The 25,481-nt window shown below is 44.5% G+C and carries 22 protein-coding genes and 1 other annotated feature; of the genes, 18 read left to right on the top strand and 4 right to left on the bottom strand.

Annotated elements, in window-relative coordinates:
• Positions 1–29 precede the first annotated feature (29 nt).
• Complete coding sequence (locus D6855_RS11735) at positions 30–794, top strand: SH3 domain-containing protein (RefSeq protein WP_120741271.1); 765 nt, start codon at positions 30–32, stop codon at positions 792–794.
• Here the strand turns inward: D6855_RS11735 and D6855_RS11730 are convergent, their stop codons facing one another.
• Positions 795–1,244 (bottom strand): hypothetical protein, encoded by a 450-nt coding sequence (locus tag D6855_RS11730; RefSeq protein ID WP_120741269.1) that lies wholly within the window; start codon positions 1,242–1,244, stop codon positions 795–797.
• Between the two features lie 59 nt (positions 1,245–1,303).
• On the opposite strand from D6855_RS11730, the gene murI reads away from it, so the two are divergent.
• The 3 genes from murI to nrdG all read left to right on the top strand — a co-directional run bounded on the left by murI (position 1,304) and on the right by nrdG (position 5,509).
• Positions 1,304–2,116, top strand: a complete 813-nt coding sequence (gene murI, locus D6855_RS11725) for a glutamate racemase (protein ID WP_120741267.1) — start codon at positions 1,304–1,306, stop codon at positions 2,114–2,116.
• 117 nt (positions 2,117–2,233) lie between these two features.
• Positions 2,234–4,471, top strand: coding sequence for an anaerobic ribonucleoside-triphosphate reductase (gene nrdD, locus D6855_RS11720; protein ID WP_120741265.1), 2,238 nt, complete (start codon positions 2,234–2,236; stop codon positions 4,469–4,471).
• A gap of 486 nt (positions 4,472–4,957) precedes the next feature.
• Positions 4,958–5,509: an anaerobic ribonucleoside-triphosphate reductase activating protein gene (nrdG, locus tag D6855_RS11715; RefSeq protein WP_120741263.1), complete on the top strand. Its 552-nt coding sequence runs from the start codon at positions 4,958–4,960 to the stop codon at positions 5,507–5,509.
• Between the two features lie 275 nt (positions 5,510–5,784).
• Here nrdG and D6855_RS11710 read toward each other — a convergent pair whose 3' ends face one another.
• Complete coding sequence (locus D6855_RS11710; protein WP_158589518.1) at positions 5,785–6,504, bottom strand: DUF975 family protein; 720 nt, start codon at positions 6,502–6,504, stop codon at positions 5,785–5,787.
• Positions 6,505–6,718: 214 nt separating this feature from the next.
• Between D6855_RS11710 and D6855_RS11705 the strand changes: the two genes are divergently transcribed.
• The 3 genes from D6855_RS11705 (at position 6,719) to proS (ending at position 9,898) form a co-directional block, all read left to right on the top strand.
• A complete protein-coding gene (locus D6855_RS11705) occupies positions 6,719–6,922 on the top strand; it encodes a hypothetical protein (RefSeq protein ID WP_120741260.1) in 204 nt (67 codons plus the stop codon).
• A gap of 172 nt (positions 6,923–7,094) precedes the next feature.
• The gene (locus D6855_RS11700; protein WP_120741258.1) at positions 7,095–8,117 is read left to right on the top strand and encodes a sugar kinase; all 1,023 of its coding nucleotides are present in this window, start codon (positions 7,095–7,097) and stop codon (positions 8,115–8,117) included.
• A 56-nt stretch (positions 8,118–8,173) separates the two neighbouring features.
• Positions 8,174–8,387: a binding site (T-box leader), on the top strand.
• Between the two features lie 77 nt (positions 8,388–8,464).
• Complete coding sequence (gene proS / locus D6855_RS11695; protein ID WP_120741256.1) at positions 8,465–9,898, top strand: proline--tRNA ligase; 1,434 nt, start codon at positions 8,465–8,467, stop codon at positions 9,896–9,898.
• A gap of 52 nt (positions 9,899–9,950) precedes the next feature.
• Here proS and D6855_RS11690 read toward each other — a convergent pair whose 3' ends face one another.
• A complete protein-coding gene (locus D6855_RS11690) occupies positions 9,951–11,633 on the bottom strand; it encodes a GGDEF domain-containing protein (RefSeq protein WP_120741254.1) in 1,683 nt (560 codons plus the stop codon).
• The gene (locus D6855_RS11685; protein WP_120741252.1) at positions 11,626–13,347 is read right to left on the bottom strand and encodes a GGDEF domain-containing protein; all 1,722 of its coding nucleotides are present in this window, start codon (positions 13,345–13,347) and stop codon (positions 11,626–11,628) included. Before D6855_RS11685 ends, D6855_RS11690 begins: the two co-directional genes overlap by 8 nt.
• A 100-nt stretch (positions 13,348–13,447) precedes the next feature.
• On the opposite strand from D6855_RS11685, the gene D6855_RS11680 reads away from it, so the two are divergent.
• The 11 genes from D6855_RS11680 to D6855_RS11630 all read left to right on the top strand — a co-directional run bounded on the left by D6855_RS11680 (position 13,448) and on the right by D6855_RS11630 (position 25,460).
• Positions 13,448–14,797, top strand: a complete 1,350-nt coding sequence (locus D6855_RS11680; RefSeq protein WP_120741250.1) for a CCA tRNA nucleotidyltransferase — start codon at positions 13,448–13,450, stop codon at positions 14,795–14,797.
• A 12-nt stretch (positions 14,798–14,809) separates the two neighbouring features.
• Positions 14,810–16,570 carry a PEGA domain-containing protein gene (locus tag D6855_RS11675; protein ID WP_120741248.1) on the top strand — a complete coding sequence of 587 codons (1,761 nt, stop codon included), beginning with the start codon at positions 14,810–14,812 and terminating at the stop codon, positions 16,568–16,570.
• Between the two features lie 4 nt (positions 16,571–16,574).
• A complete protein-coding gene (locus tag D6855_RS11670; RefSeq protein ID WP_120741246.1) occupies positions 16,575–16,814 on the top strand; it encodes an RNA-binding S4 domain-containing protein in 240 nt (79 codons plus the stop codon).
• Positions 16,815–16,880: 66 nt separating this feature from the next.
• Positions 16,881–17,192, top strand: coding sequence for an FtsB family cell division protein (locus tag D6855_RS11665; protein ID WP_120741244.1), 312 nt, complete (start codon positions 16,881–16,883; stop codon positions 17,190–17,192).
• Between the two features lie 116 nt (positions 17,193–17,308).
• Entirely contained in the window at positions 17,309–18,676 is a 1,368-nt protein-coding gene (gene tilS, locus D6855_RS11660; protein WP_158589517.1) for a tRNA lysidine(34) synthetase TilS, read from the top strand.
• On the top strand, positions 18,669–19,193 hold the full coding sequence (gene hpt / locus D6855_RS11655) for a hypoxanthine phosphoribosyltransferase (protein WP_120741240.1): 525 nt from the start codon (positions 18,669–18,671) through the stop codon (positions 19,191–19,193). Before tilS ends, hpt begins: the two co-directional genes overlap by 8 nt.
• Positions 19,194–19,233: 40 nt before the next feature.
• Positions 19,234–21,093, top strand: a complete 1,860-nt coding sequence (ftsH, locus tag D6855_RS11650; RefSeq protein WP_120741238.1) for an ATP-dependent zinc metalloprotease FtsH — start codon at positions 19,234–19,236, stop codon at positions 21,091–21,093.
• Positions 21,094–21,312: 219 nt separating this feature from the next.
• On the top strand, positions 21,313–23,403 hold the full coding sequence (locus D6855_RS11645; RefSeq protein ID WP_120741236.1) for an alpha-glycosidase: 2,091 nt from the start codon (positions 21,313–21,315) through the stop codon (positions 23,401–23,403).
• 74 nt (positions 23,404–23,477) lie between these two features.
• A complete protein-coding gene (gene fba, locus D6855_RS11640; RefSeq protein WP_120741234.1) occupies positions 23,478–24,341 on the top strand; it encodes a class II fructose-1,6-bisphosphate aldolase in 864 nt (287 codons plus the stop codon).
• 76 nt (positions 24,342–24,417) lie between these two features.
• Positions 24,418–24,921, top strand: a complete 504-nt coding sequence (gene greA, locus D6855_RS11635; RefSeq protein ID WP_120741232.1) for a transcription elongation factor GreA — start codon at positions 24,418–24,420, stop codon at positions 24,919–24,921.
• 32 nt (positions 24,922–24,953) lie between these two features.
• The gene (locus D6855_RS11630; protein ID WP_120741231.1) at positions 24,954–25,460 is read left to right on the top strand and encodes a flavin reductase; all 507 of its coding nucleotides are present in this window, start codon (positions 24,954–24,956) and stop codon (positions 25,458–25,460) included.
• Positions 25,461–25,481: the final 21 nt, after the last annotated feature.

The following is a 25,481-nucleotide window of genomic DNA, read 5'->3' as shown; positions in this document are numbered from 1 at the left end:
GCACTTTACCATTATTATGGGGAGGCGTTATGAGCGACAAGATAGCTAACTTTGAAGACTATGTAAAAAGAGACGCAAGTAACGAGCATAAAGAAGCAGAGGTCAAAGAAGAGATCACTGCGCCCACAAGTGATGCAGCAGAAAAAGAGACTGCTGCGCCAAAGGCAGATCCCGTTCCTCAGGAGACCATGGAGATCGAGATAGAAGATCCGTACCAGTTCTTAAATGCTGAGGAGAGGGAGGAGTACATTAAGCAGCGTCAGAAGGATATGCAGGAAGAGAGAAGGCAGGAGTCCATAAGGAAGGCTGCTGAAAGGTCCGAGAGAAGACCTGCAAGGCAGCGTCAGTACGAGGAGTACGACGAAGAATACGATGAGGAGTATGAGGACGAGGAGTACCAGGATGAGGAAGAGTCTGGCATCAACATGAACCTTGTTGTCAGAGTGGGCTCTATTCTTACTGGAATCCTGATACTGGCTATTCTTGGAATGTTCCTTAAGGTAAAGGTCTATGACAGATACTTTGCACCAGATCCTGACGAGGCGACGCAGACTGTGATCACGTCTATTCCTGCCGGATTTACAGAAAAAAATGACACCGTAGAGGTGTCAGGTGCAGAGATCCTTAATGTTCGCTCAGTTCCAAGCTCAGCTGATAGTAGTACCGTCATTGGTATGGTGCCAGTTGGAACAGAGCTGAAGAGAATCGCAGTAAGCGATGATGGAAGCTGGGCTCTTGTAGAGTTCGAAGGTGAACAGGCCTACGCTTCAATGAAATATCTCAAAGTAAAATGATCATTTCTTTTGAGAATGGATAAATTTGTAGAACTTATCAAGAGCCTCGGAAAGGCTCTCGCTGGAACGGGTGTAGGTTTCCACATGGGACAGGATATCTGATACAGATACTCCTTCCATGTAACCTGCTATCGTTGCAGCGCTTTTTTCTTCCAGAGAGCGGTAGTCCATGTTGATAAGGATAGTCTCGCAAAGGGAGCCTATCTTTTCATAGATGGCAGGATACTTCTTCCTGATGATGGCAAACTCATCAAGGATCTGTTCCCTGCTCTGAAGGCAAAAAAGAATATAAGCGGATTCCACAATTTCAGGAGGCTCAATTTCATCTTCATAGGAATTGTCCTCGTAGCTGTCTTTAGTGGCAAAGTACTCGCACATTTCCTGTACCAGCTCGCCAATCCGCTTGTTATCATATAGTTTTTGAAGTTCGTCAAAAATTTTTTCGTCCATGCATTTATTCTATCATAATCTGAGGCGTGGTAGTAACTGCCACCACAGGAGAAAAGGATATGAAAATAGGAATTTTTGATTCCGGAATCGGAGGGCTCTCTGTACTTCACGAGGCCTACCATCAGCTTCCGGACCAGGAATATATCTTTTACGCAGACACAGAGCATGTTCCCTATGGTCTTAAGACCCCGGAGCAGATACTTGGCTATACCACTGAGATCACCCAGTTCCTTGTTGATAAGGGTGTTGATGCGATTGTGGTAGCCTGCAACACCGCAACCAGCGTAGCCATCAAGGAGCTTAGAAAGCGCTTTGATCTTCCGATCCTTGGAATGGAGCCTGCAGTTAAGCCCGCAGTTGAGGGCACTGAAGGGAAAAGAGTCATGGTTATCGCAACTCCTGTCACCATAATGGAGGACAAGCTAAAGGACCTTCTTCACAGAGTTGATGAGGAGCACAGGGTGGATCTTCTGGCTATGCCAGGGCTTGTGGAGTTTGCTGAGAGAGAAGAATTTGAGAGTCAGGCGGTGACAGACTACGTAAACAGCCAGTTTTCTTCTTATGATAAGGACAAATACTGCGCACTGGTACTGGGTTGTACCCACTTTAACTACTTTAAGCCCGCCTACAGACAGTTCTTTGGAGATGAAACCCTTCTGATCGATGGCAACCAGGGCACTGTAAGGCATCTGGCTGAGGTACTTGGACTTCCAATTTCACAAGATAAAGATAAGAAATTGGATGACAACCACAATATATTGTGTTTGCGAAATACAGAATATTTTTTCTCTGGAAAAGAAATTTCGGATGACGAAACCCTGAATCGCTTGCAGCGACTGCATTCGCGCCTTGAGGAAGTAAGAAATATTTGAGCTTGAATTAATCAATATAATGTATTATCATATTAATGTAACCACAAGATATAGTTGTTCTTGTGGCTACAATTTTGTATAAGTATTGTTATTGGGTTAGTACCAAAGGGGGTTTTTATGAAGATTATCAAGAGAAGCGGAAAAGAAGTTGCTTTTGACGGAAGCAAAATCATTGCTGCTATCGAGAAGGCTAATAATGAGGTAACAGATGAAAAGAAGCTGACAGAAGGTCAGATCAGCGATATCGAGAAGTCTGTTGAGAAGCAGTGCGCGTCTCTTACCCGTGCAGCCAGCGTGGAAGAAATCCAGGATATGGTCGAGGACGGCCTTATGAAGTCTGGAAAATTCGAGGTTGCAAGGAAATATATCACATATCGTTATAAACACGCCCTTGTTAGAAAGTCCAACACAACTGATGAGCAGATCATGTCTCTTATCGAGTGCAGTAACGAGGAGGTTAAGCAGGAGAATTCCAACAAGAATCCTACTGTTAACAGCGTTCAGAGAGACTATATGGCAGGTGAGGTCAGCAAGGATATCACAAAGAGATTCCTTCTTCCTGACGATGTAGTTAAGGCTCACGAAGAGGGTCTTATCCACTTCCATGATGCTGATTACTTTGCACAGCACATGCACAACTGCTGTCTTGTTAACTTAGAGGACATGCTCCAGAACGGAACAGTTATCTCTGAGACCATGATCGAGAAGCCACACAGCTTTGCTACAGCATGTAACATTGCAACACAGGCTATCGCTCAGATCGCAAGCTCACAGTACGGCGGACAGAGTATCACTCTTTCACACCTTGTTCCATTCGTTGATATCTCAAGACAGAAGTTCCGCAAGGAAGTTGCTCTTGAGTTTGAGACCGCTGGAATGAAGATCAACAAGAAGCAGGTCAACGAGATCGCAGAGATGCGAGTTAAAAAAGAGATTGAGAGAGGCTGCCAGGTTATCCAGTATCAGGTAATCACTCTGATGACAACAAACGGACAGGCACCTTTCATCACAGTATATATGTATCTCGACGAAGTACCAGAAGGTCAGCAGAGAGAAGACCTTGCAATGGTTATCGAGGAGATGCTCAAGCAGAGGATCTACGGCGTTAAGAACGAGAAGGGACAGCTCATTACTCCAGCATTCCCTAAGCTCATCTATGTTCTTGACGAGGACAATATCACAGAGGATTCCAAGTACTGGTACTTAACAGAGCTTGCAGCTAAGTGCACAGCTAAGAGAATGGTTCCTGATTACATCTCAGCCAAGAAGATGAAGGAACTTAAGAAGGGTGATGTATATCCTTGCATGGGATGCAGATCTTTCCTTACTCCAGACAATGAGGCTCTTGCTGAAGGCCTTTGCAATGCAGGAAACAAGTCAAAGGCTAAGAACTATGTAGAAGGCACTCATAAATACTACGGACGTTTCAATCAGGGTGTTGTAACCCTTAACCTTGTAGATGTTGCCTGCTCATCAGCTAAGGATGAGGACAAGTTCTGGGAGATCCTTGAGGAGAGATGTGAACTCTGCTACAGAGCACTTATGGCAAGACACAACAGACTTCTTGGAACCCCTTCAGATGTAGCTCCAATCCTTTGGCAGAACGGAGCTCTTGCAAGACTTGAGAAGGGCGAAGTTATCGATCCACTTCTCTTTGGCAACTACTCAACAATTTCTCTTGGATACGCGGGTCTTTGCGAGTGTACCAAGTATATGAAGGGTGTATCCCACACAGATCCAAGAGGTAAGGATTTCGCTCTTAAGGTAATGCAGTTCCTTAACGACAAGTGCGCAGCATGGAGAGCAAAAGAGAATATCTCCTTCAGTCTCTATGGAACACCACTTGAGTCCACAACATATAAGTTTGCAAAAGCGCTCCAGAAGAGATTTGGTTCTATTCCGGACGTAACAGATAAGAACTACATTACAAACAGCTACCACGTACATGTAACAGAGCAGATCGATGCTTTCACAAAGCTTAAGTTTGAATCAGAGTTCCAGGCTCTTTCACCAGGAGGAGCGATCAGCTACGTTGAAGTTCCTGATATGAACAACAACTTAGAGGCTGTTCTTTCAGTAATGAAGTACATCTATGAGAATATCATGTACGCAGAGCTCAACACCAAGTCAGACTACTGCCAGTGCTGCGGATATGACGGAGAGATCAAGGTTGTAACTGATACTGATGGCAAGCTGATCTGGGAATGCCCTAACTGCGGCAACCGCGATCAGAACAAGATGAACGTTGCAAGACGTACCTGTGGTTACATCGGAACTCAGTTCTGGAATCAGGGACGTACACAGGAGATCAAGGAAAGAGTTCTCCATATGTCCAATCCAAAGATTACTTGCTAAACCAAGGGACAGCAGCCCTTTTCTCCTTCAGGTTTTCGGCTTTTCCGGACCTGAACAAACTGCTGGGGGATGAAAAAGATGAAAATAGATACAAGCCGGGAGCTATCCCGGCTTGTGTTGTATCTGAGGCGTTTACGCGGTGGAGCAGATAGGGCTGGCGGTCAGAAAATTCTGGCTTTGTTTGTGGGCACAGCACATTGAGGGGAGTCTGCTGGATTTTGGGTGAAAAAGGCCGATTTTCAAAAAGGGGTACCCCTGATTTTTCAAAAGTTGGCGTTTTATCGTATAGTTTTGGGTAAAAAACGCAGGTTTTAAAAAAGAGGGACCATTTTTATGCTGATTTTCATGTGATTCATTGGAAAAACCATGAATCTAATGGTACCCCTTTTTCAAAAAGGCGGGTTTTGACCCAAAAGACTTTGATAAAATAGGTAGTATAAACAAAATATTGAATACTCACATGTATTGATTGTATAGAGGAGAGTCATGAATTACGGACAGGTTTACTATAACGACGTTGCAAACGGAATAGGATGCAGGACAGCCTTTTTTGTATCAGGCTGTACCCATCACTGTAAAGGCTGCTTCAACGAGATGACTTGGGACTTCAACTACGGCGAACCTTACACCAAAGAGGTTGAGGATGACATACTTAAGTCACTGAAACCCGATTACATCGCAGGCCTTACAATCCTCGGCGGCGAACCAATGGAAGTAATCAACCAGAAAGAAATCCGCCCACTTATAGAACGCATCAAAAAAGAAGTCCCTAAAGCCACCATCTGGATCTACTCCGGCTATTTGTGGGAAGAACTCACAGACCCTAACAACAAACGCTGCCACAGTGAAGATACCGATGCAATCCTCTCCATGATAGACGTCCTTGTCGACGGCGAATTTGTAGAAGCAAAGCGAGATCTGATGCTCAGGTTTCGCGGTTCCTCAAACCAGCGAGTTATCGATGTTCCCGAAACCCTGAAGACCGGCTCCGTTGTCCTCTCCAAATACAACGATAGAGACACTTCCCGTCAGGGATAACGCTACACAGCAACCTGAGTAATCCGTAATAGTGGATAGGGTGGCAATGTGTACAACCGACGAAGGGCCTTCAGCTCGCGGCCGGTACTTAGTAAGCATATGCAATGAAAAAAGCCAAAAGACATGAAAACAGGGCCTATCGTCAGATAGAGCCCTGTTAAAATGCCTTTTGGCTTTTGATTTGTATATGCTTACTTTAGTACCGCTGCCAGCGAGGTAGAGCGAAAGCGTGCCCAAGTCGGCTGTACACATTGCCACCCCACCACCATCACAGATTACTCTGTTACAACTGGTGCTTCTGCAGGAGCTGCGGTTGTTCCTCTGAGCTCGTGGTAGAGAGCTGCTCTTGTGGAATACATGTAAGGGTTGGTCCAGAATACACCAACGATTCCGCAAGTGATGATTGTAAGAAGAATCCATCCGACGAAGGAGAGATCAAGTAAGAATGTTCTCCACTTGTGTCCGTTCATCATCTCTCTTGAACGAGTGATGATCTCGTTAGCTGAGAGATCTGGCTCATCAATGATGAGGAATGGAACCATCGCATAGGAATAGCTCTTTACAATACCTGGAATGATCAACAGAAGTGTCCAGAGTGCTGTGTAAAGGTTGCGAAGGAACATTGTAAGAGCTGATCTCTTGTAGTTTGCACCAAATGCTGCCTTGATCTCTGAAAGATCTACACCCTCTCTTACAAGATTGTTCTTAAAGAAGTTGTAACATCCTACCTCTACAATGTTAAGCAGGAATATCTTGAGAAGAATCCATACTAAAACAAATACCAAAATACCTACAGAAACTGCAAGAAGTGCAGCTGCCTGCTCTGGAGTCATCTCTGAAGAGCTCTCCTGAAGCTGTCTTGTTGTATTTGAAGATGATCCGCCTGATGAACCTGCTGCAATTATTGTAAGAATAAGAGCAACAAGAACACATTTCCAATAGTTACCTTTGAAGGCTGCTTTGCCTTTCTCTTTCAGTTCTTTAATTGACCACATAACTGAAACCTCCTTTTTTTTCATACGTTATAACGAAGATTATTATACACAGCTATAACACGTTAATCAAATAAAGTTTTTATAACTTTTCAAATATTAGCCCTCTCAAAAAATAATTTTAAAAATTTTTTGCCACGATTTTTTCTCTCTCGTATAAATAAGTGTAATCAAAAAACACAAAAACAAATTCAAACTCTGAAAGGAGAGAAAAGATATGGCAAAGACATTAGCAAAGTTATTCATCATCATGACATTGGTATTTGAGGGACTTACAATTTTTGGAATGAGCGCATTCTATCCTGTATTTGGAATAGTTTTTGGAGTAGCAGTTCTCGCAGTTATCATCTATCACTTCATTAAGAAGATGGATAAGAAGAAATACATTCAGATCAATGTAAGAAAGGCAGTAGTTGCCTGAACAAAGCAGTCCCCACCCTCCCGGGTTCTCATATTGGTCTTGTTCAAGATATTCAACAATAAAGACAGTGTAAGTGCTTACACTAGAAAAAACTTACTGATATCATCAAGGTGTCAGTAAGTTTTTTCCTTTGTAACTAGTTTTTTGATGGAACTATTTTAGGAGGCCTGCTATGGGAGATGGAAGATTTGATCTTTTAACATTTGGAGAGATTATGCTGCGACTTTCTCCTCCCAATTACGAGCTTATGACTCGGGGAGATGTGTTTGATAAGCGTGCAGGTGGCTCTGAGCTTAATGTAGCGTCGGGTGTAGCTCTTTTGGGGCTTCGCACCGGCGTTATATCAAGGCTTCCAGCCAATTCTCTTGGCACATTCATCAAGAACAGGATCAGATTTGAAGGTGTGTCAGATGACTACCTTATCTATGACGACTCGCCAGAGGCAAGACTTGGCATATACTATTATGAGAATGGCGCAGCACCACGTAAGCCTTCAATAGTTTATGACAGGATGAATTCCTCTATCACCAGAATTTCTTTAGACGAGATCCCAGACAGTGTCTATACCAATACCAGGATGTTCCACACAAGTGGCATAACTCTGGCACTTAACGACAACACCAGAGAAGTGACCACAGAGCTTATCAGGCGCTTTAAGGCTGCAGGAGCCACAGTCTCTTTTGACTGTAACTACAGAGCAAACCTCTGGAGCGAAGAAGATGCCAGGGCATCAATTAAGGCAATTCTCCCATATGTGGACATTTTGTTTGTTTCAGAGGAGACCTCAAGACGAATGATGCAAAAAGAGGGAGACCTCTCTGATATTATGAAGAGCTACACCAAAGAGTATCCGGTAAAAATAGTCTGTACAACCCAGAGAGAGGTCATAAGCCCTAAAAAGCACAACTTTACTTCTACTATCTACAGTGCCAGGGAGGATCGGTTCTACACAGAAGAGCCCTATAAGGGAATAGATGTAATAGACAGGATTGGATCAGGAGATGCCTATGTATCAGGAGTTCTGTACGGACTTCTTAAGTACGAGGATCCCCAGAAGGCCCTTTACTATGGCAATGCCACATCAAGTGCCAAGAATACTGTTCCTGGAGACCTCCCAGCATGCGATCTTCAGGTAATTGACGGCATTATCAGAAATCACCACAGTGATGGTCCTACCAGCGAGCTTAATCGTTAAATTGTAATAGTTATTGACAAGAAAAGTAAATATAACTAAAATCAACTTTAATATAATCAAAGACGTTGAAGAGGAATAGTAACTGTAATCACGTTTCAGAGAGAGAGCCATTGGTGCGAGGCTCTTACGGAAAATCAGCGAACCTGCCTTGGAGTCCTGTATGAAAGCTAACGCATAAGTACAGCGTTTCCCGCGTTAAGGGTGAAATGAAGTGAAATCTGCTTTTGCAGGTTTAAATAGGGTGGTACCGCCGAGCTTTCGGTCCCTGTTATTAGGGATGCGAAGGCTCTTTTTAATTTCTAAAACCTCGTATCCACTACTTCATAAAAAGAAAAGAGGAGAAAGAAATGGCAGACAACAAGAAATTAGTTGCAGAGATCACATCCATGGATGAGGATTTCACACAATGGTACACTGACGTATGTATCAAGGCTGACCTTGTAAGCTACTCAAACATCAAGGGCTGCATGGTTATCAAGCCTGCAGGATACGCAATCTGGGAGCTTATACAGAAGCATCTTGACGCAAGATTCAAGGCTACTGGCGTACAGAACGCATACCTTCCAATGTTCATCCCTGAGTCACTTCTTCAGAAGGAGAAGGATCACGTAGAGGGATTTGCACCTGAGGTAGCATGGGTAACTCACGGCGGACTTGAGCCACTTACAGAGAGATACTGTGTACGTCCTACATCAGAGACACTTTTCTGTGATTACTATAAGGGAGAGATTCACTCCTACAAAGACCTTCCACAGGTTCTTAACCAGTGGTGCAGCGTAGTCAGATGGGAAAAAGAGACAAGACCTTTCTTAAGGAGCAGAGAGTTCCTCTGGCAGGAAGGCCATACAGCTCATGCAACAATGGAAGAGGCTGAGGAGCGCACACAGCAGATGCTTAACGTCTATGCTGACTTCCTTGAGAACGACATGGCTATCCCTGTTATCAAGGGACAGAAGACTAACAAGGAGAAGTTCGCAGGCGCTGAGGCTACTTACACAGTTGAGGCTCTTATGCATGACGGAAGAGCTCTTCAGAGTGCAACAAGCCACAACTTCGGTGATGGCTTTGCCAAGGCTTTCGGAATCCAGTACGCAGGCAAGGACAACCAGCTCCACTATGTATGCCAGACTTCATGGGGACTTACAACACGTACCATCGGCGCTATGATCATGGTACACGGCGACAACTCAGGACTTGTTGTTCCTCCTAAGATCGCACCTGTACAGGTTGTTGTTATTCCTATTCAGCAGAAGAAAGAGGGCGTCCTCGATGCAGCTTATGGCATTGAAAAGAGCCTTTCAGATTACAGAGTTAAGACAGATGATACAGACAGAACTCCAGGATTTAAGTTCGCTGAGCAGGAGATGAGAGGTATTCCTGTCCGCGTTGAGATCGGACCTAAGGATCTTGAGGCTGGAATGTGCGTACTTGTAAGAAGAGACACAAGAGAAAAGATCACTTGCCCAATCGCAGAAGTATCAGCCAAGGTTGGCGAGCTTCTTGATACAATCCAGAAGGAGATGTTCGAAAGAGCCAAGAAACACCTTGATGAGCACACATTTGCAGCTCACAACAAGGATGAGTTTGCTAAGGCTTTTGAGCAGACCAAGGGCTTTGTAAAGGCAATGTGGTGCGGATGTCAGGAATGTGAAGACAAGATCAAGGAAGATTACAACGTAACCAGCAGATGTATCCCATTCGAGCAGGAAAATCTTTCAGATACCTGCGTTGTATGTGGAAAGCCAGCAACCAAGATGGTTTACTGGGGAAGAGCATACTAATATCTAATGCATAATAAAAGACCTGAGCTTTTTACGGCTCAGGTCTTATTTTTTATCTTCTTGTCATCATATGCGCGTAGTGCTGTTTCTTATAACTGTACATTCTCTTATCCGCCAGCATCAGCACTGTATGGGTGTCTTTTTCTTCCGTCTCATGTCTGAAGGCGTATCCATACGAAACGCTGTGATTGATCTCTGTGTCCAGTTTATCCAGGGCAACAAGCTCAGTGTCCAGTTTGTTTAAAAGACCATCAAGGGTAAAGGAATCGATATCCTTTATCAGTACAACAAACTCATCGCCGCCGATCCTTGCGCAGGTTCCGATATTATCGAAAATCTCTGCAAGAGCATGGGCAAAGGAACGAAGAAGTCTGTCTCCAGCAGGGTGTCCTGAGTTGTCATTTACCGACTTCAATCCGTTAAGGTCAAGGCTAAGGAGGCAGAAGTCATCTTCTGATTTGTCAAACTCGACCATCTTCTCATCGAAGCTTACTCTGTTTGGAAGACCAGTAAGGTTATCGATGTAAGCAATCTTGGTAAGTGCAGCGTATTCTTTCTTTCTGGCAAAAGAGTGAGTCATGAAAATAAAGTAGTTAAGAAGCTGCATTATCACAAAGAGCAGGGCTCCTGTGGGTATAAGTACGGTGAGTATAGGGCTCTGCCTGTAATCAGCGACTTTTCCAAGGATTGAAATAACGGAATAAACCAGCAGTGACAAAGAAAGAAGTGTCAGGCCAACCATTGTTACAATCAGCGAGGAGTTTTTGGACTTGCTCTTCAGATCTATATATCCATAGGTTAAAAGAAGGATAAAACCAACTGAAGAGATCAGGTAATATGGTCCCTCAAAGTGATTGAAGTGGACTATGTTTGAGAAATGCAGGGCCATAAACAGTATTGAGAAGCCCAGGGTCGCAAATCCCATGATGATAAGTATCTTATTATTCTGCCTCTTGTGAAGGTCATAGATAATAAGGTATATGCAAGGTGCAATAAGATATGTGGAAGCATACTCTATAGTCGTTGACAGCGTTGAAGATATCACAAGATCCACTATATCAAAGGCTGTAAGGATCCAGGCGCCCAAAATAACTGTAAGAACGGAGCAAAACAGCTGATTTGCAACACCAGGAGATCCCATGTAGAAGATCAGGGATAGTACAAAGAACACCATTCCAAAGATCAGCAAAAAGCATCCTGTAAAGAATGGGAATATTGCTGTGTGGAGAAGGTCTCTGTATATATCATCGTAGTCTCCGATCACAGGATTGATCAGATTACCGTTGGTCTCGTTCTCAATAACAGTAAGTACGATAGACAGCTTTTTTCCAGCGTAATCAGTAGGAAGAGCAACGCCATAATAGCTGATACCAACGAAATGGTTCTTGGCAATATCAGTATATTGCTCTGCTATCAGTTCTCCATCAAGGTAAACTTCGTATGAACAGAAAGAAGTTTTGAAGAACAGATAAGGAGTATCAACATTGAGATCCATAAGGGGCTTTGAGTAATGAAGGACAATGGTGTCGCCCTTGGCAAATTTGGTCTCAAGCTCATCTCCCAGCTTTTCCAGATTGGTGTTTAAGTATTGCTGGTTGTGGTAAGAAACAGTCCAGCCACGTTCAAGTTTGTAGAGCATGTGCTCTGGTGTGAAGGAAAAGAAAACATGGCTTCCATACAAAAATACCAGAATCATCATTGCCGAGAAGAAAATAAGGGAAAGGGTTTTACGCATGAACTACACCCCCTTTCGAACCGGAATTCTGGTGCTCTCGCTTCATCTCGTACATGCGGTTATCAGCCAGCATATATACTTCCTGAGCTGAGCCTGATGGAACTTCATAGCTGTATGCATAACCGTAGGAAGCGCTATATTGGAATCGCTGTTCCTTACGGTTCCAGTCATTGATCATAGAATAGAGGTTGTGGATCCTTCTGGTGCAGTTAAGAGCTCTGTCCTCAGTAAGAACAACAATGAACTCATCGCCGCCCATTCTGCCAACCAGGTTTGCATCCCAGAACGAATCCGAAAGAATAGTAGCAAAGCCTGCTATCAGTCTGTCTCCCTCGTGGTGTCCAAGATTGTCGTTGACTTCTTTGAGCTTATTGAGGTCAAGGCTGATTATAGTATAGGATGCGTGCTCCGAAGTAAGCATATCCATAACCTGCTCACATCTTGCTCTGTTTGCAAGGCCTGTAAGAGGATCTGTATAAGCCAGGGATGAGATCTTGTTCTGCATTGAATCGAGGTCAGAATTGTAGATCACATACAGCATGTAACTTACCAGAAGACCTGACACAAAGATAAGTGATCCAAAGAGGAATCCGTTGATGGAAGTTACGGATTCACTGGCATCAGAGGACATATTTTTGAAGTTGTAATTAAATATATCAACTATGGACAACATCATTAGAATGAGAAGTCCAAGGGAGAATACATTGTCGGAAGAGACAAGTCTCTTTTTCTTGTTCTTATAGGTACTTACAAAGGATCTGATTATCATTGCAACTGCAAAAGCACCCTCAGAAACAGTCATGGAGTGAAGCAGGGGTGTACACTCGTAAATCCTTCCCGGGCCAAATACGCAGAAGCAGAACACACCGGCAAAGACAAGGATATTAAAGACGTAGAGGAACTGGAACGCCTTTTTTAGCCTTCCCTTATAGACAGACATGAAGTATCCGATTATTGCAGTCGGGATGTTGTAAAGAGATGAGTACTCCGTGATCATATTCAGATTGGAGTTGTTGGTGATAAGGTCGATTATCCCATAGAAGGCATAGGTGTACAGACCCAGCATCAGGGAGATGAATCCGCTAAAGAACAAACGGAAATCATTATTGTGATAGATAACCATGTATGGTGACAGGATCATCAGGATAACGCCAAGCACAATAAGGAATGCACCAATAGCGATGTCACGTCTCATAGAGATAAGACGCTCCACAAAGAGCGCGTTTTTATCACCTATTGTCACCGGGGTAAGACCCGCAAATGAGTGAACCCTGGAACCGGTAAGGATGATCAGCAGCTTTTTCCCTGCATAGTCACTTCCAAGAGAGAAGGTGTTGACGTGCTTTGGGACAGACTTATTCTTCTCGGCAAACTCTCTGCCGTATGTGTAGATCATCTTTCCGTCAAGATAAACGTCGATAATAGCGTGGATAGTGTACATAGAACCACAGGGATTATCAATACCAATGTCTGGAAGTGTACCGGAAATAGTTACGATCTCGCCGTTATTGATAACACCGACACCAGAATTGGACAGACTTGTAGAATCAAGCTTGTCGCCCTTGTAGGTGATGGTCCAGCCATCGTCAAGAGCGTAACGGGAATTGGTGTTTATAAAGAATTTATTAGAAGTTATGATGGCAATGGCAATGATCACAACAAGGATAACTGCTGGGATCAGTTTGTCAAAGCGTCGATAGTTCCATAATTTCATACATTATTCCTCATGATTACATATATTAAGTATAATATCATAACGATAAAATTCCTAGTGAATTATTCACAAATGTAGGTCTTTAGGCTATTATGAAGGTATGAAGATAGAAATGCCAAAGAACGCGAAGATGATACTGAATACCCTGCACGAGGCGGGGTATGAAGCCTATATCGTTGGTGGTTGTGTTAGAGATGCGATCCTGGGAAAAGAGCCTTCGGATTGGGATATTACTACCAACGCCCTTCCAATGCAAGTAAAACAACTGTTTAGAAGAACCATAGATACTGGAATAGAGCACGGAACCGTCACGATAATGGCGGGAAAAGAGGGATACGAAGTTACAACCTACAGGATAGATGGCAAGTACGAGGACAGCCGCCATCCCAGCGAAGTTACTTTTACCAGAGACCTTGTGGAGGACATGAGGCGACGGGATTTTACCATAAATGCCATGGCCTACAATGATAAAGAGGGCCTGGTTGACAAGTTTGGAGGAATAGAAGACCTGGGTAGCCACACAATACGCTGTGTTGGAGACCCAAAGGAAAGATTTTCAGAGGACGCTCTTCGTATCATGAGAGCTGTTCGTTTTGCGGCTCAGCTGGACTACGACATAGAAGAAAAGACAGTTGAAGCCATAAAAGAGCTTGCGCCTACCCTTACAAAGATAAGCGCAGAGAGGATCCAGACAGAGCTTATAAAGCTCCTTGTATCGGACCATCCGGAGAAACTTAAGCTGGCCTATGAGCTTGGTATCACTGCAGTTGTCCTGCCAGAGTTCGACAGGTGCATGGAGACGCAGCAGCAAAACATCCACCACATGTACAACGTGGGGGATCACACCATAGTGGCTATGCAGAACGTCAGAAACGACAAGCTTTTGCGGCTTACTATGCTGATGCATGACTTTGGAAAACCTGCTACAATGAAGATAGATGAGGAGGGCGTTGCCCACTTCAAGGGCCACGAAGAGCTTGGACGAGACATGGCAAAAGAGATCATGAAGCGCCTTAAGTTCGACAGAGACACCATGGACAGGGTGTGCAACCTCATAAGATACCACGATTACAGGTATCCTGCAGAAGCCCCGGTAATAAGGCGGACAATAAACAGAGTGGGGGAGCAGGATTTCCCTCTTTTGTTTGAGATAAGATATGCAGATACCATGGCCCAGAGCGACTATATGAGGAAAGAGAAGCTCGCCCTCATCGAAGAAACAAAAGCAGTGTATCAGCAGATCTTAGACAGTAAGGACTGCGTGAGTCTAAAGAGCCTTGCAGTTAACGGAAAAGATCTTATATCAATGGGGGTTAAGCCCTCCAAACAGATGGGCGATATATTAAATGCCATGCTTATGGATGTTTTAGAGGACCCATCAAGAAATACCAAAGACTATTTGCTAGAGCCGGAGCGCCTAAGAACTAAGTACATGAAGGACCTGACTTGACTGGAGGAAACGGTGTTTAGAACTAGAAAGGTTTTGAGAATAACGCTCTCTGCCATGCTTGTGGCAGCAATGCTGATATCTTCGCCCCAGAGCATATCAAGGGCCGCTGAGAAAGCAGACAAGGTCAGCGTATCCCTTATAGGCAAGTATGACTCTTTTGACACAGCAGCCATAAGGGACATAGATACAGTAAAAAAGCAGATCAGATTCAGAAACCATAAAACAGGCAAAAACTACACATTGTCCTACGACAATACCAGTATGATCTACGACATCAGAGGTACGGCGCTGTCTGCAGCTCTTTTAGAGGTGGGACAGATAGTTGATGTGAAGTTCTTAAAGAGTAGCAAACACATCACTTCTCTCAATGTTTCTTCTGAGGCATGGATCGTGGAGGACACAAGAGAACACGAGCTGGTTCGTGGCAATGGCACAGCCAAGGTCAAGGGCGAGCTCTACAAGATAGATCCCAAGACTCTTGTTATGGCAGATGGCACTGTAGCACTTGCTGAGGACGTTCTTTCAACTGACAGAGTCACAGTAAGCGGCATTGGAAAAGACATTTACAGCGTTGTAGTTACCAGCGGCCACGGATATGTGAGCCTTTCCTCAGATACTGTCGAGGACCACAGCCTTGTGGGCTCATGGATTGAGCTGGACAACGAGGTTATCTATAAGATTTCTCCCAATATGCTCCTTAGCGCACCAGAGGGAGATTACACCCTTCAGATCCTTGGAAATGGAGCCAACTATACATCTGAGGTAAACATTTCAAGGAATCAGGAGACTGTAGTAGATACCAGCAATGTAAATATCACTAAGCCCAAAGAGGGATTGGTTACTTTTGAGATCATCCCTGATACTGCAGAAGTGTTTGTTGATGGCGAGAAGGTCCTTACAGGAACTCCACAGTCCATTAGATATGGCTATCATAACCTCAAGATCATCGCAGAGGGCTACAAGACTCAGGATAAATATCTCAAGATCGGAACCCCTAAGTCAGTGATCTCAATTGAGATGGAAAAAGATAAGGACGCTTCTTCAGAGGCTTCCTCATCCGAGTACGAATCTGACTCAGACAACTCAAACAGCAGCTCTTCAAAGAGCAGCAAAGACAAGACCACAAGTAACAGCTCATCAGTGACATCTGCATCAGCAGCCACAACAGCAGCTACTATCAGCGACAACTCCGCTTCAGAGAAGCCTGGAAACAAGGTCATTGAGGGCTACAAGATATACTTTGACAAGCCATACGACGCAGAGCTATACTTTGACGGCGCGTATATTGGCATGATTCCTACAAGTGTTACCAAGATTTCTGGAACACACGAAGTTATCCTTAAAAAGGAAGGCTATGAAACAAAGAGCTACAGGATCAGCATAGATAAGGACGAAGTTGACCTTAACTATACATTCCCTGATCTTGTTAAGCATAAAACTGACGATGATGACGGCTCTTCATCATCCTCCGCTTCATCTGCAAGTTCAGACGATTCATCTGCGGCAGATTCCGCATCAACAGGAGATACTGCGTCGGAAGACGACTCAGCAGTTGATGCTTCATCAGCAGAGATCTCAGCACCAAGTGGTGATTCTGAGCCATCAGAGGACGCTTCTACTGAAGATTCAAAAGATCCCACTGAGGATGCAAGCGTAGATCACAGCTCAGAAGGCTCCACCAATCACACTGAAGGGTCTGAGAGCACAGAGGGCAATTCTAAGAAAGAAGAGGCTGGTGACGCTGCAAGTACAGCAAGCGCATCAGGAGACTAAACAAATGAGACTGGATAAGTATTTAAAAGTAACAAGACTGATAAAGAGAAGGACCGTGGCCAATGAGGCCTGCGACGCAGGAAGGGTCCAGATAAATGGCAAACCAGCCAAGGCTTCAGCAGAGGTCAAGGTTGGAGACAAGATAACCATTGGCTTTGGAAACAAGGACGTATCCGTAGAAGTTCTCGATGTTCAGGAGACCATACACAAGGAAGATGTAACAAATCTCTACAAGTACATCTGATTGACGCGTCAAAATCACTGTATTACAATGAAATTAGAAGATATAGGATTGTGAGTGGGGTATAATATGGCGACCAGAGCACGTTATAAAAGGCGTCGCTTCCAAAACCGGGCAGGTATTGTCTGGGCCAGCATTGTGGTGCTTATACTTGTAACTGTAGTATCCATCAAGAGTATAGGCCTTATGCAAAAGGCAAGAGAGTATCGGGCCAGGGAACAGGCTCTTGAGGAGCAGATCGAGTATGAGACTCAAAGGAGCGACGAGATAGCTGAGTACGAAAGGTACACAGAGACGCGTAAATACATAGAGGACACAGCGAAAGAAAAGCTGGGACTGGTTTATCCGGGAGAGATCATCTTCAAGAATACGGATAACTAAGTTGTTTTTGACACTTGGCGCAGACATCGATACGGGGACGTATTAGTCTGCGCTTTTTACATGCTGATATGGATGAATTTTCAAGAAAAGTACTAAACTTCATACAGAAAAATAGGATGTTTCAAGAGGAAAGCCGTGTAGTTGTGGGCTTTTCCGGAGGCGCAGACTCCGTTGCCCTTATGGAAGTCCTCTGTGACCTTAAGGACCTTCTTAAGATCAGCATCTTTCCTATCCACCTAAACCACATGATCAGGCAGGAAGCCGGGGAAGATGAGGAGTTTTGCCGGGCTTTTTGTGCAGATAAGGGCGTTCCCTTTAAGAGCGTTTCTGTAGACATCCCTTCGATGGCAAAAGAGAAGTCCCTCACCGAGGAAGAGGCTGGACGATATGCAAGATACGAAGCCTTTGAAAGCTACGCTGATGAGGTGGGTGCTTCATATATCGCAGTAGCCCATCACCAAAACGACGTGGCTGAGACGCTTCTTATGAATCTCCTTCGGGGATCTGGACTTCACGGCGCTTCTGCCATAAGGCCGGTACGAGGAAATGTTGTAAGACCGCTTCTTGGCGTGACCAGGCAGGAGATCGAGGAGTTCCTTCGAAAAAGAGATATCTCTTTTTGCATAGATAAGACTAACCTTGAGGATATCCACACCAGGAATTATCTTAGAAACCAGATCATTCCAGAACTTGAGGACAGGATAAATGACAGGGCGGTAGAGCATCTTGCAAGCGCCGCAAGCTCTTTTGACAAGGCAGATGAATTTATAAGAGGCTACGCAAAAGAGATATTCCAAAGGATAGTGAGCTCTGCAGGGGATAAGCTGTCTGTTAACAGAAGTGACCTTCTTACTGAAAAGGAGATAATCCAGGAAAACATTGTTCTTATGATGTTTGAAGAGCTTGTAAGGAACAGAAAAGACATTGGAGCTGTCCATGTGGATGCGGTATTATCACTGCTACATGGGACAGATGGCCAGACTATAGCAGATCTTCCCTACGGACTTGTAGCAAAAAGGACCTATGACAGGCTTGAGATCGGGAAAAAAGGAAACCCTAAAGAGTCTTTCGAGGAGGTAAGCGTCAGCCTAAGTCAGGATGAGGAAACTGAAATTACAGTTCCAGTACTGGGGCGGGTTAAAATGGCGGTTTTTCCTTACAATAAAGTAAAAGAGGTTCCCACAGAGACATATACTAAATGGCTCGATTATGGTAGAATACAAGAAGTTTCCTTTAGAACTCGAAGAGGAGATGACTATATCTGTATCAACACCAGCGATGGCAATCGCAAAAAGCCCCTGTCCAAGTTCATGACAGACGTCAAGATCCCTAAGGATGAGAGGGATGAGATGGTGATCGTTGCAGATGGCAGCCACGTTTTATGGGTGCCGGGATATCGCTTAAGTGCTTCCTGCAAGGTCAGTGAAGCTACTAAATATATTTTGGAAATTAAAATCGATGATGGAGGAATAAATAATGGCTGAATCAGTAAGAATATTGCTTTCTGAAGAAGAAGTGGATAAGAGGATCAAGGAGCTGGGCGACCAGATCAGCAAGGACTACGCTGGCCAGACTGTACACCTTGTATGCGTATTAAAGGGTGGCGTTTTCTTTATGTGTGAGCTTGCTAAGCGCATCACTGTTCCTGTAACCATGGATTTCATGTCAGCTTCCAGCTATGGCAGCGCAACCAAGTCCAGCGGAGTAGTTAAGATCGTTAAGGACCTTGACGAGCCACTTAAGGACAAGAACGTTATCATCGTTGAGGATATCGTTGATTCAGGCAGAACTCTTTCTTACCTTATCAAGATGCTCGGTGACAGAGGACCAGCAAGCATCAAGCTCTGCACAATGCTTGATAAGCCAGAGAGAAGAGTTACAGACGTTAAGGTAGACTACACAGGATTTGAGATCCCTGACGAGTTCGTTGTGGGATATGGTCTTGATTATGATCAGAGATATCGTAACCTTCCATACATTGGGGTAGTGGAGTTTAACTGATATCGAGGGGAAGTATTGTTAAAGGGGGACTGCGCGTAACGTGAATCGGTCTAGGAATTATAATTCTATTTTTGTATTTGTAATAGTGCTGCTGGTAGCAGTGGTGCTACTTGAGTATGGAAGAGGGCTTGTAAACAACAAGGACACTCTGTATTCAAGAAGTTCACTTGAAAGCGACGTGGCAGCACAGAGAGTAAGATATGTAGCGATCATGCCAAATGCCGAGACTCCAACAGGTTCTGTGAGAGTCAGCTTTAGTGATGGAAGCGACGACGTTGTCTTCTATTCAACAGATGTGGCAGCTATCGAGACATATCTTATTACTAATGGAGTAAACGTGGAAGTCAAGGACGTTCCCACGGAGAATGTCCTGATAAATGGAATTATTCCAATCATCGTCGGACTTATTGTCATGGTATTTGTGTTCTCCATGTTTTCCAATGCCCAGAATGCGGGCTCTGGAAACAGCAGGATGATGAATTTTGGCAAGAGCAGAGCCAAGATGTCCACTGGAGAAGAGAACAAGATCACACTTAATGACGTAGCTGGTCTTAAGGAAGAAAAAGAGCAGCTGTCAGAGATCATAGAATTCTTAAAGGACCCTGAGAAATTCACCAAGGTTGGTGCAAGGATTCCAAAGGGTGTCCTTCTTGAGGGTGCACCAGGAACCGGTAAAACTCTTTTGGCGAGAGCGGTAGCTGGAGAAGCTGGAGTACCATTCTTTAGTATTTCAGGTTCAGATTTCGTAGAGATGTTTGTCGGTGTCGGCGCATCAAGAGTAAGAGATCTCTTTGCTGAGGCGAAAAAGAACTCTCCCTGTATCGTATTTATCGATGAGATCGATGCTGTGGCAAGACGCCGCGGAACCGGTATGGGTGGCGGACACGACGAGAGAGAGCAGACTCTTAACCAGATGCTTGTTGAGATGGACGGCTTTGGTGTCAATGAGGGAATCATTGTCATGGCAGCCACCAACAGAGTAGATATCCTTGATCCGGCTATTTTAAGACCTGGAAGATTTGACAGAAAGATCACTGTATCAAGACCTGATGTAGGCGGAAGAGAGGAGATCCTCAACGTTCATGCAAGGAATAAGCCGCTTGCTGAGGACGTAGACATCAAGCAGGTAGCTCAGACAACAGCCGGATTTACGGGAGCTGACCTTGAGAACCTTCTCAATGAATCAGCCATTAACGCGGCTATAGCTGACAGACAGTTCATCAAGCAGGATGACATCAATAAGGCGTTCATCCAGGTTGGAATCGGAACTGAGAAGCACAGCAGGATCATTTCCGACAAAGAAAAGAAGATTACAGCTTACCACGAGACAGGACATGCTATTTTGTTCCATGTTCTTCCAGATGTAGGCCCGGTACATACAATTTCCATCATCCCAACTGGTCTTGGGGCAGCAGGCTACACAATGCCTCTTCCGGAAAAGGATGAGATGTTCCTTACAAAACGCAAGATGCTTCAGGATATTATGGTCTCCCTTGGGGGAAGGATTGCAGAAGAGATCATATTTGGCGACATTACAACCGGTGCTTCCAGTGATATCAGGAAGGCCACACAGGAAGCCAGAAGCATGGTTACCAAGTACGGAATGTCAGATAATATCGGTGTAGTCAGCTACGACGACAACGAAGAGGACGTATTTATCGGTTATGACATCTCCCACAGCAAGAAACATTCTGAGCTGGTGGCTGGTGAGATCGATAAGGAAGTCAGAACCATCATCGAGAAGTGCTATGCAAAGGCAAAAGAGATCATTCTGCAGTATGAGGATGTTCTCCACGCCAGTGCTGATCTTCTGATAGAAAAAGAGAAGATTGGCAGGGAGGAGTTTGAAGCCCTTTTCGAAGGACATGACATCACAGAGGATGTTGAAGTGTCCATTTGATTGTGCAATTTTCACAAAAACAACGAGCTGTTTTTGACAAATTTGTGAAGTATTAGTCTTTACGCGGGGTTGGGGTGATGTTAGTATAATATGCGTAACCCCCCAATACATTATATAGTTTTTTGCTATACCCCATAAGAAAGAAATACCTTCTCTAAAAAGACAGCTTACCCGCTGTCTTTTTTGCTATTAATAAATATTTAAGGACGACCTAGACCTATGAACACAAACGCGTTCTTCCATGACATGACACTGGATTACCTTCGTCCTGCGGAGCCAGATGCCTTCCGAATCACAGATTTCAGATTCAGATGTGCACACAATGACGCTGCGCAGGTAGTTTTGGTGTTTGGAAATGAGAGAAGGAAGATGAAACTTAGCGAGACCGAAGGCGGTTTCGATTATTACGATATTTCTGTCAACATCGGAAAAGATCCTTTCAGATACCACTTTGAGATCACAGGAAAAGACGAGAGCTTTAGTTACTTCGACAAGCGAGGCGCTGTAGGCAGCCTTATGGAGAGCATGAAGTTCGTGGTAGTACCTGGTTTTTCCACACCAGACTGGGCTAAAGGCGCAGTAATGTATCAGATCTTTGTGGACAGATTCTGTAACGGCGACAAGAGTAACGACGTCTATTCAGGGGAGTATTCATACAATGGTATGGCAGCCCGCCTTGTCGAAAACTGGGAGGAATATCCTGATGCCAGGAGGGATTTTGGAGATTTTTATGGCGGAGACCTCCAAGGAGTAATAGACAAACTGGATTATCTTCATGACCTTGGCGTTGATGTTATCTACTTAAATCCTATCTTTGTTTCACCATCATCACACAAGTACGACACACAGGACTATGACCACATAGACCCTCACTTTGGTAAGATCGTTGAGGATGGAGGAGATATTCTTCCTCAGTATGAAAAGAACAACAAGCGCGCAGAGCGCTATATCAAGAGAGTAACCAGCAAAAAGAACCTTGAAGCCAGCGACATGCTTTTTGCAAAGCTCGTTTCAGAGGCTCACGCAAGAGATATCAGGGTAATCCTTGACGGCGTATTCAACCACTGCGGTTCATTTAACAAGTGGCTGGACAGAGAGAGAATCTATGAGGATGCCAAGGGCTACGAGAAGGGTGCTTATGTTTCAGAAAGCAGCCCCTACAGATCATATTTCTCTTTTACAGGCGGCAACTGGCCATATAACGGAAATTACGATGGATGGTGGGGATATGACACCCTGCCAAAGCTCAACTACGAAGGTTCCAAGGACCTTGAGGACTATATAATCCAGATCGGTAAAAAATGGGTTTCAGAGCCCTATAACGCCGATGGATGGCGTCTTGACGTGGCTGCTGACCTGGGACATTCTCCAGAGTACAACCACAAATTCTGGAAGAGGTTCAGGCAGGAAGTCAAAAAGGCTAAGCCTGATGCCATAATCCTTGCTGAGCACTACGGACCAGCAAGAGACTGGCTTATGGGCGATGAGTGGGACACAGTGATGAACTACGACGCCTTCATGGAGCCTCTTACCTGGTTCCTCACTGGTATGGAGAAGCACAGCGACGAGTTTAAGCCATTGCGAGTTGGAAATGCCAGAGAGTTCTTTGACACCATGCTCTATCAAGGCGGCGAGAACTTCACAATGCCTTCTCTTTATACAGCAATGAATGAGCTTTCAAACCATGACCATTCAAGATTCCTTACAAGGACCAATCAGAAGGTTGGAAGAGCAGATTCCATGGTCAGAGGCTCTTCAGATACCGGAATCAAGAAATATCAGATGAGACAGGCTGTTATGGTTCAGATGACATGGCCTGGAGCACCTACGATATATTATGGAGATGAAGCCGGACTTTGCGGCTTTACTGATCCTGACAACAGGCGTACCTACCCATGGGGCCAGGAGGACAAGGAGATGATCCGTTTCCATAAGGAGATGATAAGGATCCACAAAGCCTGCCCTGAGCTCATTAAAGGTTCTATTCGAGAACTTTTCGCAGAAAACAACATTATTGTTTACGGAAGATTCAATAGAACCGCGGCGGTCATAGTTGCGATCAACAACAACGGTTTTGAGGTTACAAGGGATATTCAGGTATGGCCATTGGGAATTCCAAGAGATGCAAAGCTCAGGCAGCTCATTGTAACTGATGCCACAGGATTTGATTCAACTATTACAACCAAGACAGTAAGTGACGGCATACTCAGCCTTACAATGTCAAGAAATACCGGATATGTCCTGAGGTTCAACAGCTTCGCTGCTGTAACGGATGACGAGTTCTGGTCAGACAACGTAATCGAGTTCTAGTGCCTTTACACCTAATAAAAGCAAGTATATAATGGGTTTAACCATCAAAAACTATAGTAAAGGGGAGAATCAAAATGTTAGTATCCGCAAAAGACATGCTTGTAAAAGCAAAAGAAGGCCACTACGCAGTTGGTCAGTTCAACATTAACAACCTTGAGTGGACAAAGTCTATTCTTCTTACAGCACAGGAGCTCAACTCTCCTGTAATCCTTGGTGTTTCTGAGGGCGCTGGTAAGTACATGACAGGTTTTGGCACAGTTGCAGCTATGGTTAAGGCTATGGATGAGAGCCTTGGAATCACAGTTCCAGTAGCACTTCACCTTGACCACGGTACATACGAAGGATGCTACAAGTGCATCAAGGCTGGTTTCACATCTATCATGTTCGATGGATCACACTATGATATCGAAGAGAACGTAGCTAAGACATCTGAGCTCGTTAACGTATCACATGCTCTTGGCCTTTCAATCGAGGCTGAGGTTGGTTCAATCGGCGGTGAGGAAGACGGCGTTGTTGGAATGGGCGAGTGCGCAGATCCAGACGAGTGCAAGAGAATTGCAGACCTCGGTGTTGATATGCTTGCAGCTGGTATTGGTAACATCCATGGTAAGTATCCAGAGGGATGGCCAGGACTTAGATTCGACGTTCTTGATGCTATCCAGCAGAAGACAGGTGCTATGCCTCTCGTTCTTCATGGCGGCACAGGTATCCCAGCAGACATGATCAAGAAGGCAATCACACTTGGTGTTTCCAAGATCAACGTTAATACAGAGTGCCAGCTCTCATTCGCAGACGCAACACGTAAGTATGTTGAGGCAGGCAAGGATCTTGAGGGCAAGGGATTTGATCCTCGTAAGCTTCTCGCTCCTGGTGCTGAGGCAATCAAGGCAACAGTTAAAGAGAAGATGGAACTCTTCGGATCAGTTGGCAAGGCTTGATATTTGCAAGAGAGTTTATACAAAGGGTAGAGCCAATGGCTTTACCCTTTTTCTTTTAGAAATTTAGGAGCATAACATGAACAACGAACTAACTAAAAAAGATATCGAGGATATGGAAAAAGAGATCGAGCACCGCAAGGTGGTCGTGAGAAAGGAACTGCTTGAGCACGTTAAGGAAGCAAGGGCTCAGGGAGATCTGTCCGAAAACTTTGAATATTACGCAGCAAAAAAGGCCAAGAACCAGAATGAGAGCAGGATAAGGTTTTTGGAGAGGATGATAAAGACTGCGAGAGTTATAGATGACGATGCCCAGGAAGATGAAGTGGGAATGAACAAGACCGTAACCTTAAGGATGGAGGATGACGGTTCTATAGAAACCTACAAGATTGTTACTACCATGCGCAAGAATTCCTTAAAGGGTCTCATCAGCATTGAGTCTCCCCTTGGCAAACAATTACTTGGACATAGGGTAGGAGACCGTGTTACTATTAAAGTGAGCGACCAAATTAGTTACGACGTAACGATAACAAAAATTGAAAATACCGGATTGACAGAAGAGGATACGATCAGGGATTTTTAAGCTTTTGTCATCCGTAATATAAGGAGGTATCTATGCACGTTTTTCAGCCAGTTGATCCAGTTGAAGTGGATGAGGGACCATTCACATTTACCGGCCTTAAAATGCTTGTAACTGCAGGCAATGGGGACAAGGTCAACACTGGTGTAGCTACTTTCGGGGGAGTCGGATACCTGTGGAACAGGAGAGTTGTCTACATTTTCCTTCGCGGTAAGAGATTTACCAGGGAATACGTAGAAGCTTCTGGGGAGTTTTCAATCAGTTATATCAACAATCAGGAATACAGGGGCGCCATGAAATATATTGAGGCGGTCTCAGGTCGCGATGAGGACAAGATAGCGGGAGCCAGACTTAACGTTAATTACTACGAAGGCATTCCGTTTATCGACGAGGCAGACACTGTCATTACAGCCAAGCTCCTTTATGGCAAGGAGTTTTCCAAGGATGGCATTGTGGAAAAGGGGATATTAGACGAGTTTTACAAAGACGATGAGTTTCACATGGTCTATGTTGGGGAAATAAAGAAGATATTGGTGAGATAAGCATTACGGCTATTCTTACGA

The organism is Butyrivibrio sp. CB08 (assembly GCF_003625485.1).
GTDB lineage: Bacteria > Bacillota > Clostridia > Lachnospirales > Lachnospiraceae > Butyrivibrio.
The sequence above is the reverse complement of the archived record's forward strand: the minus strand, read 5'-3'. Positions and strand labels throughout refer to the sequence as shown.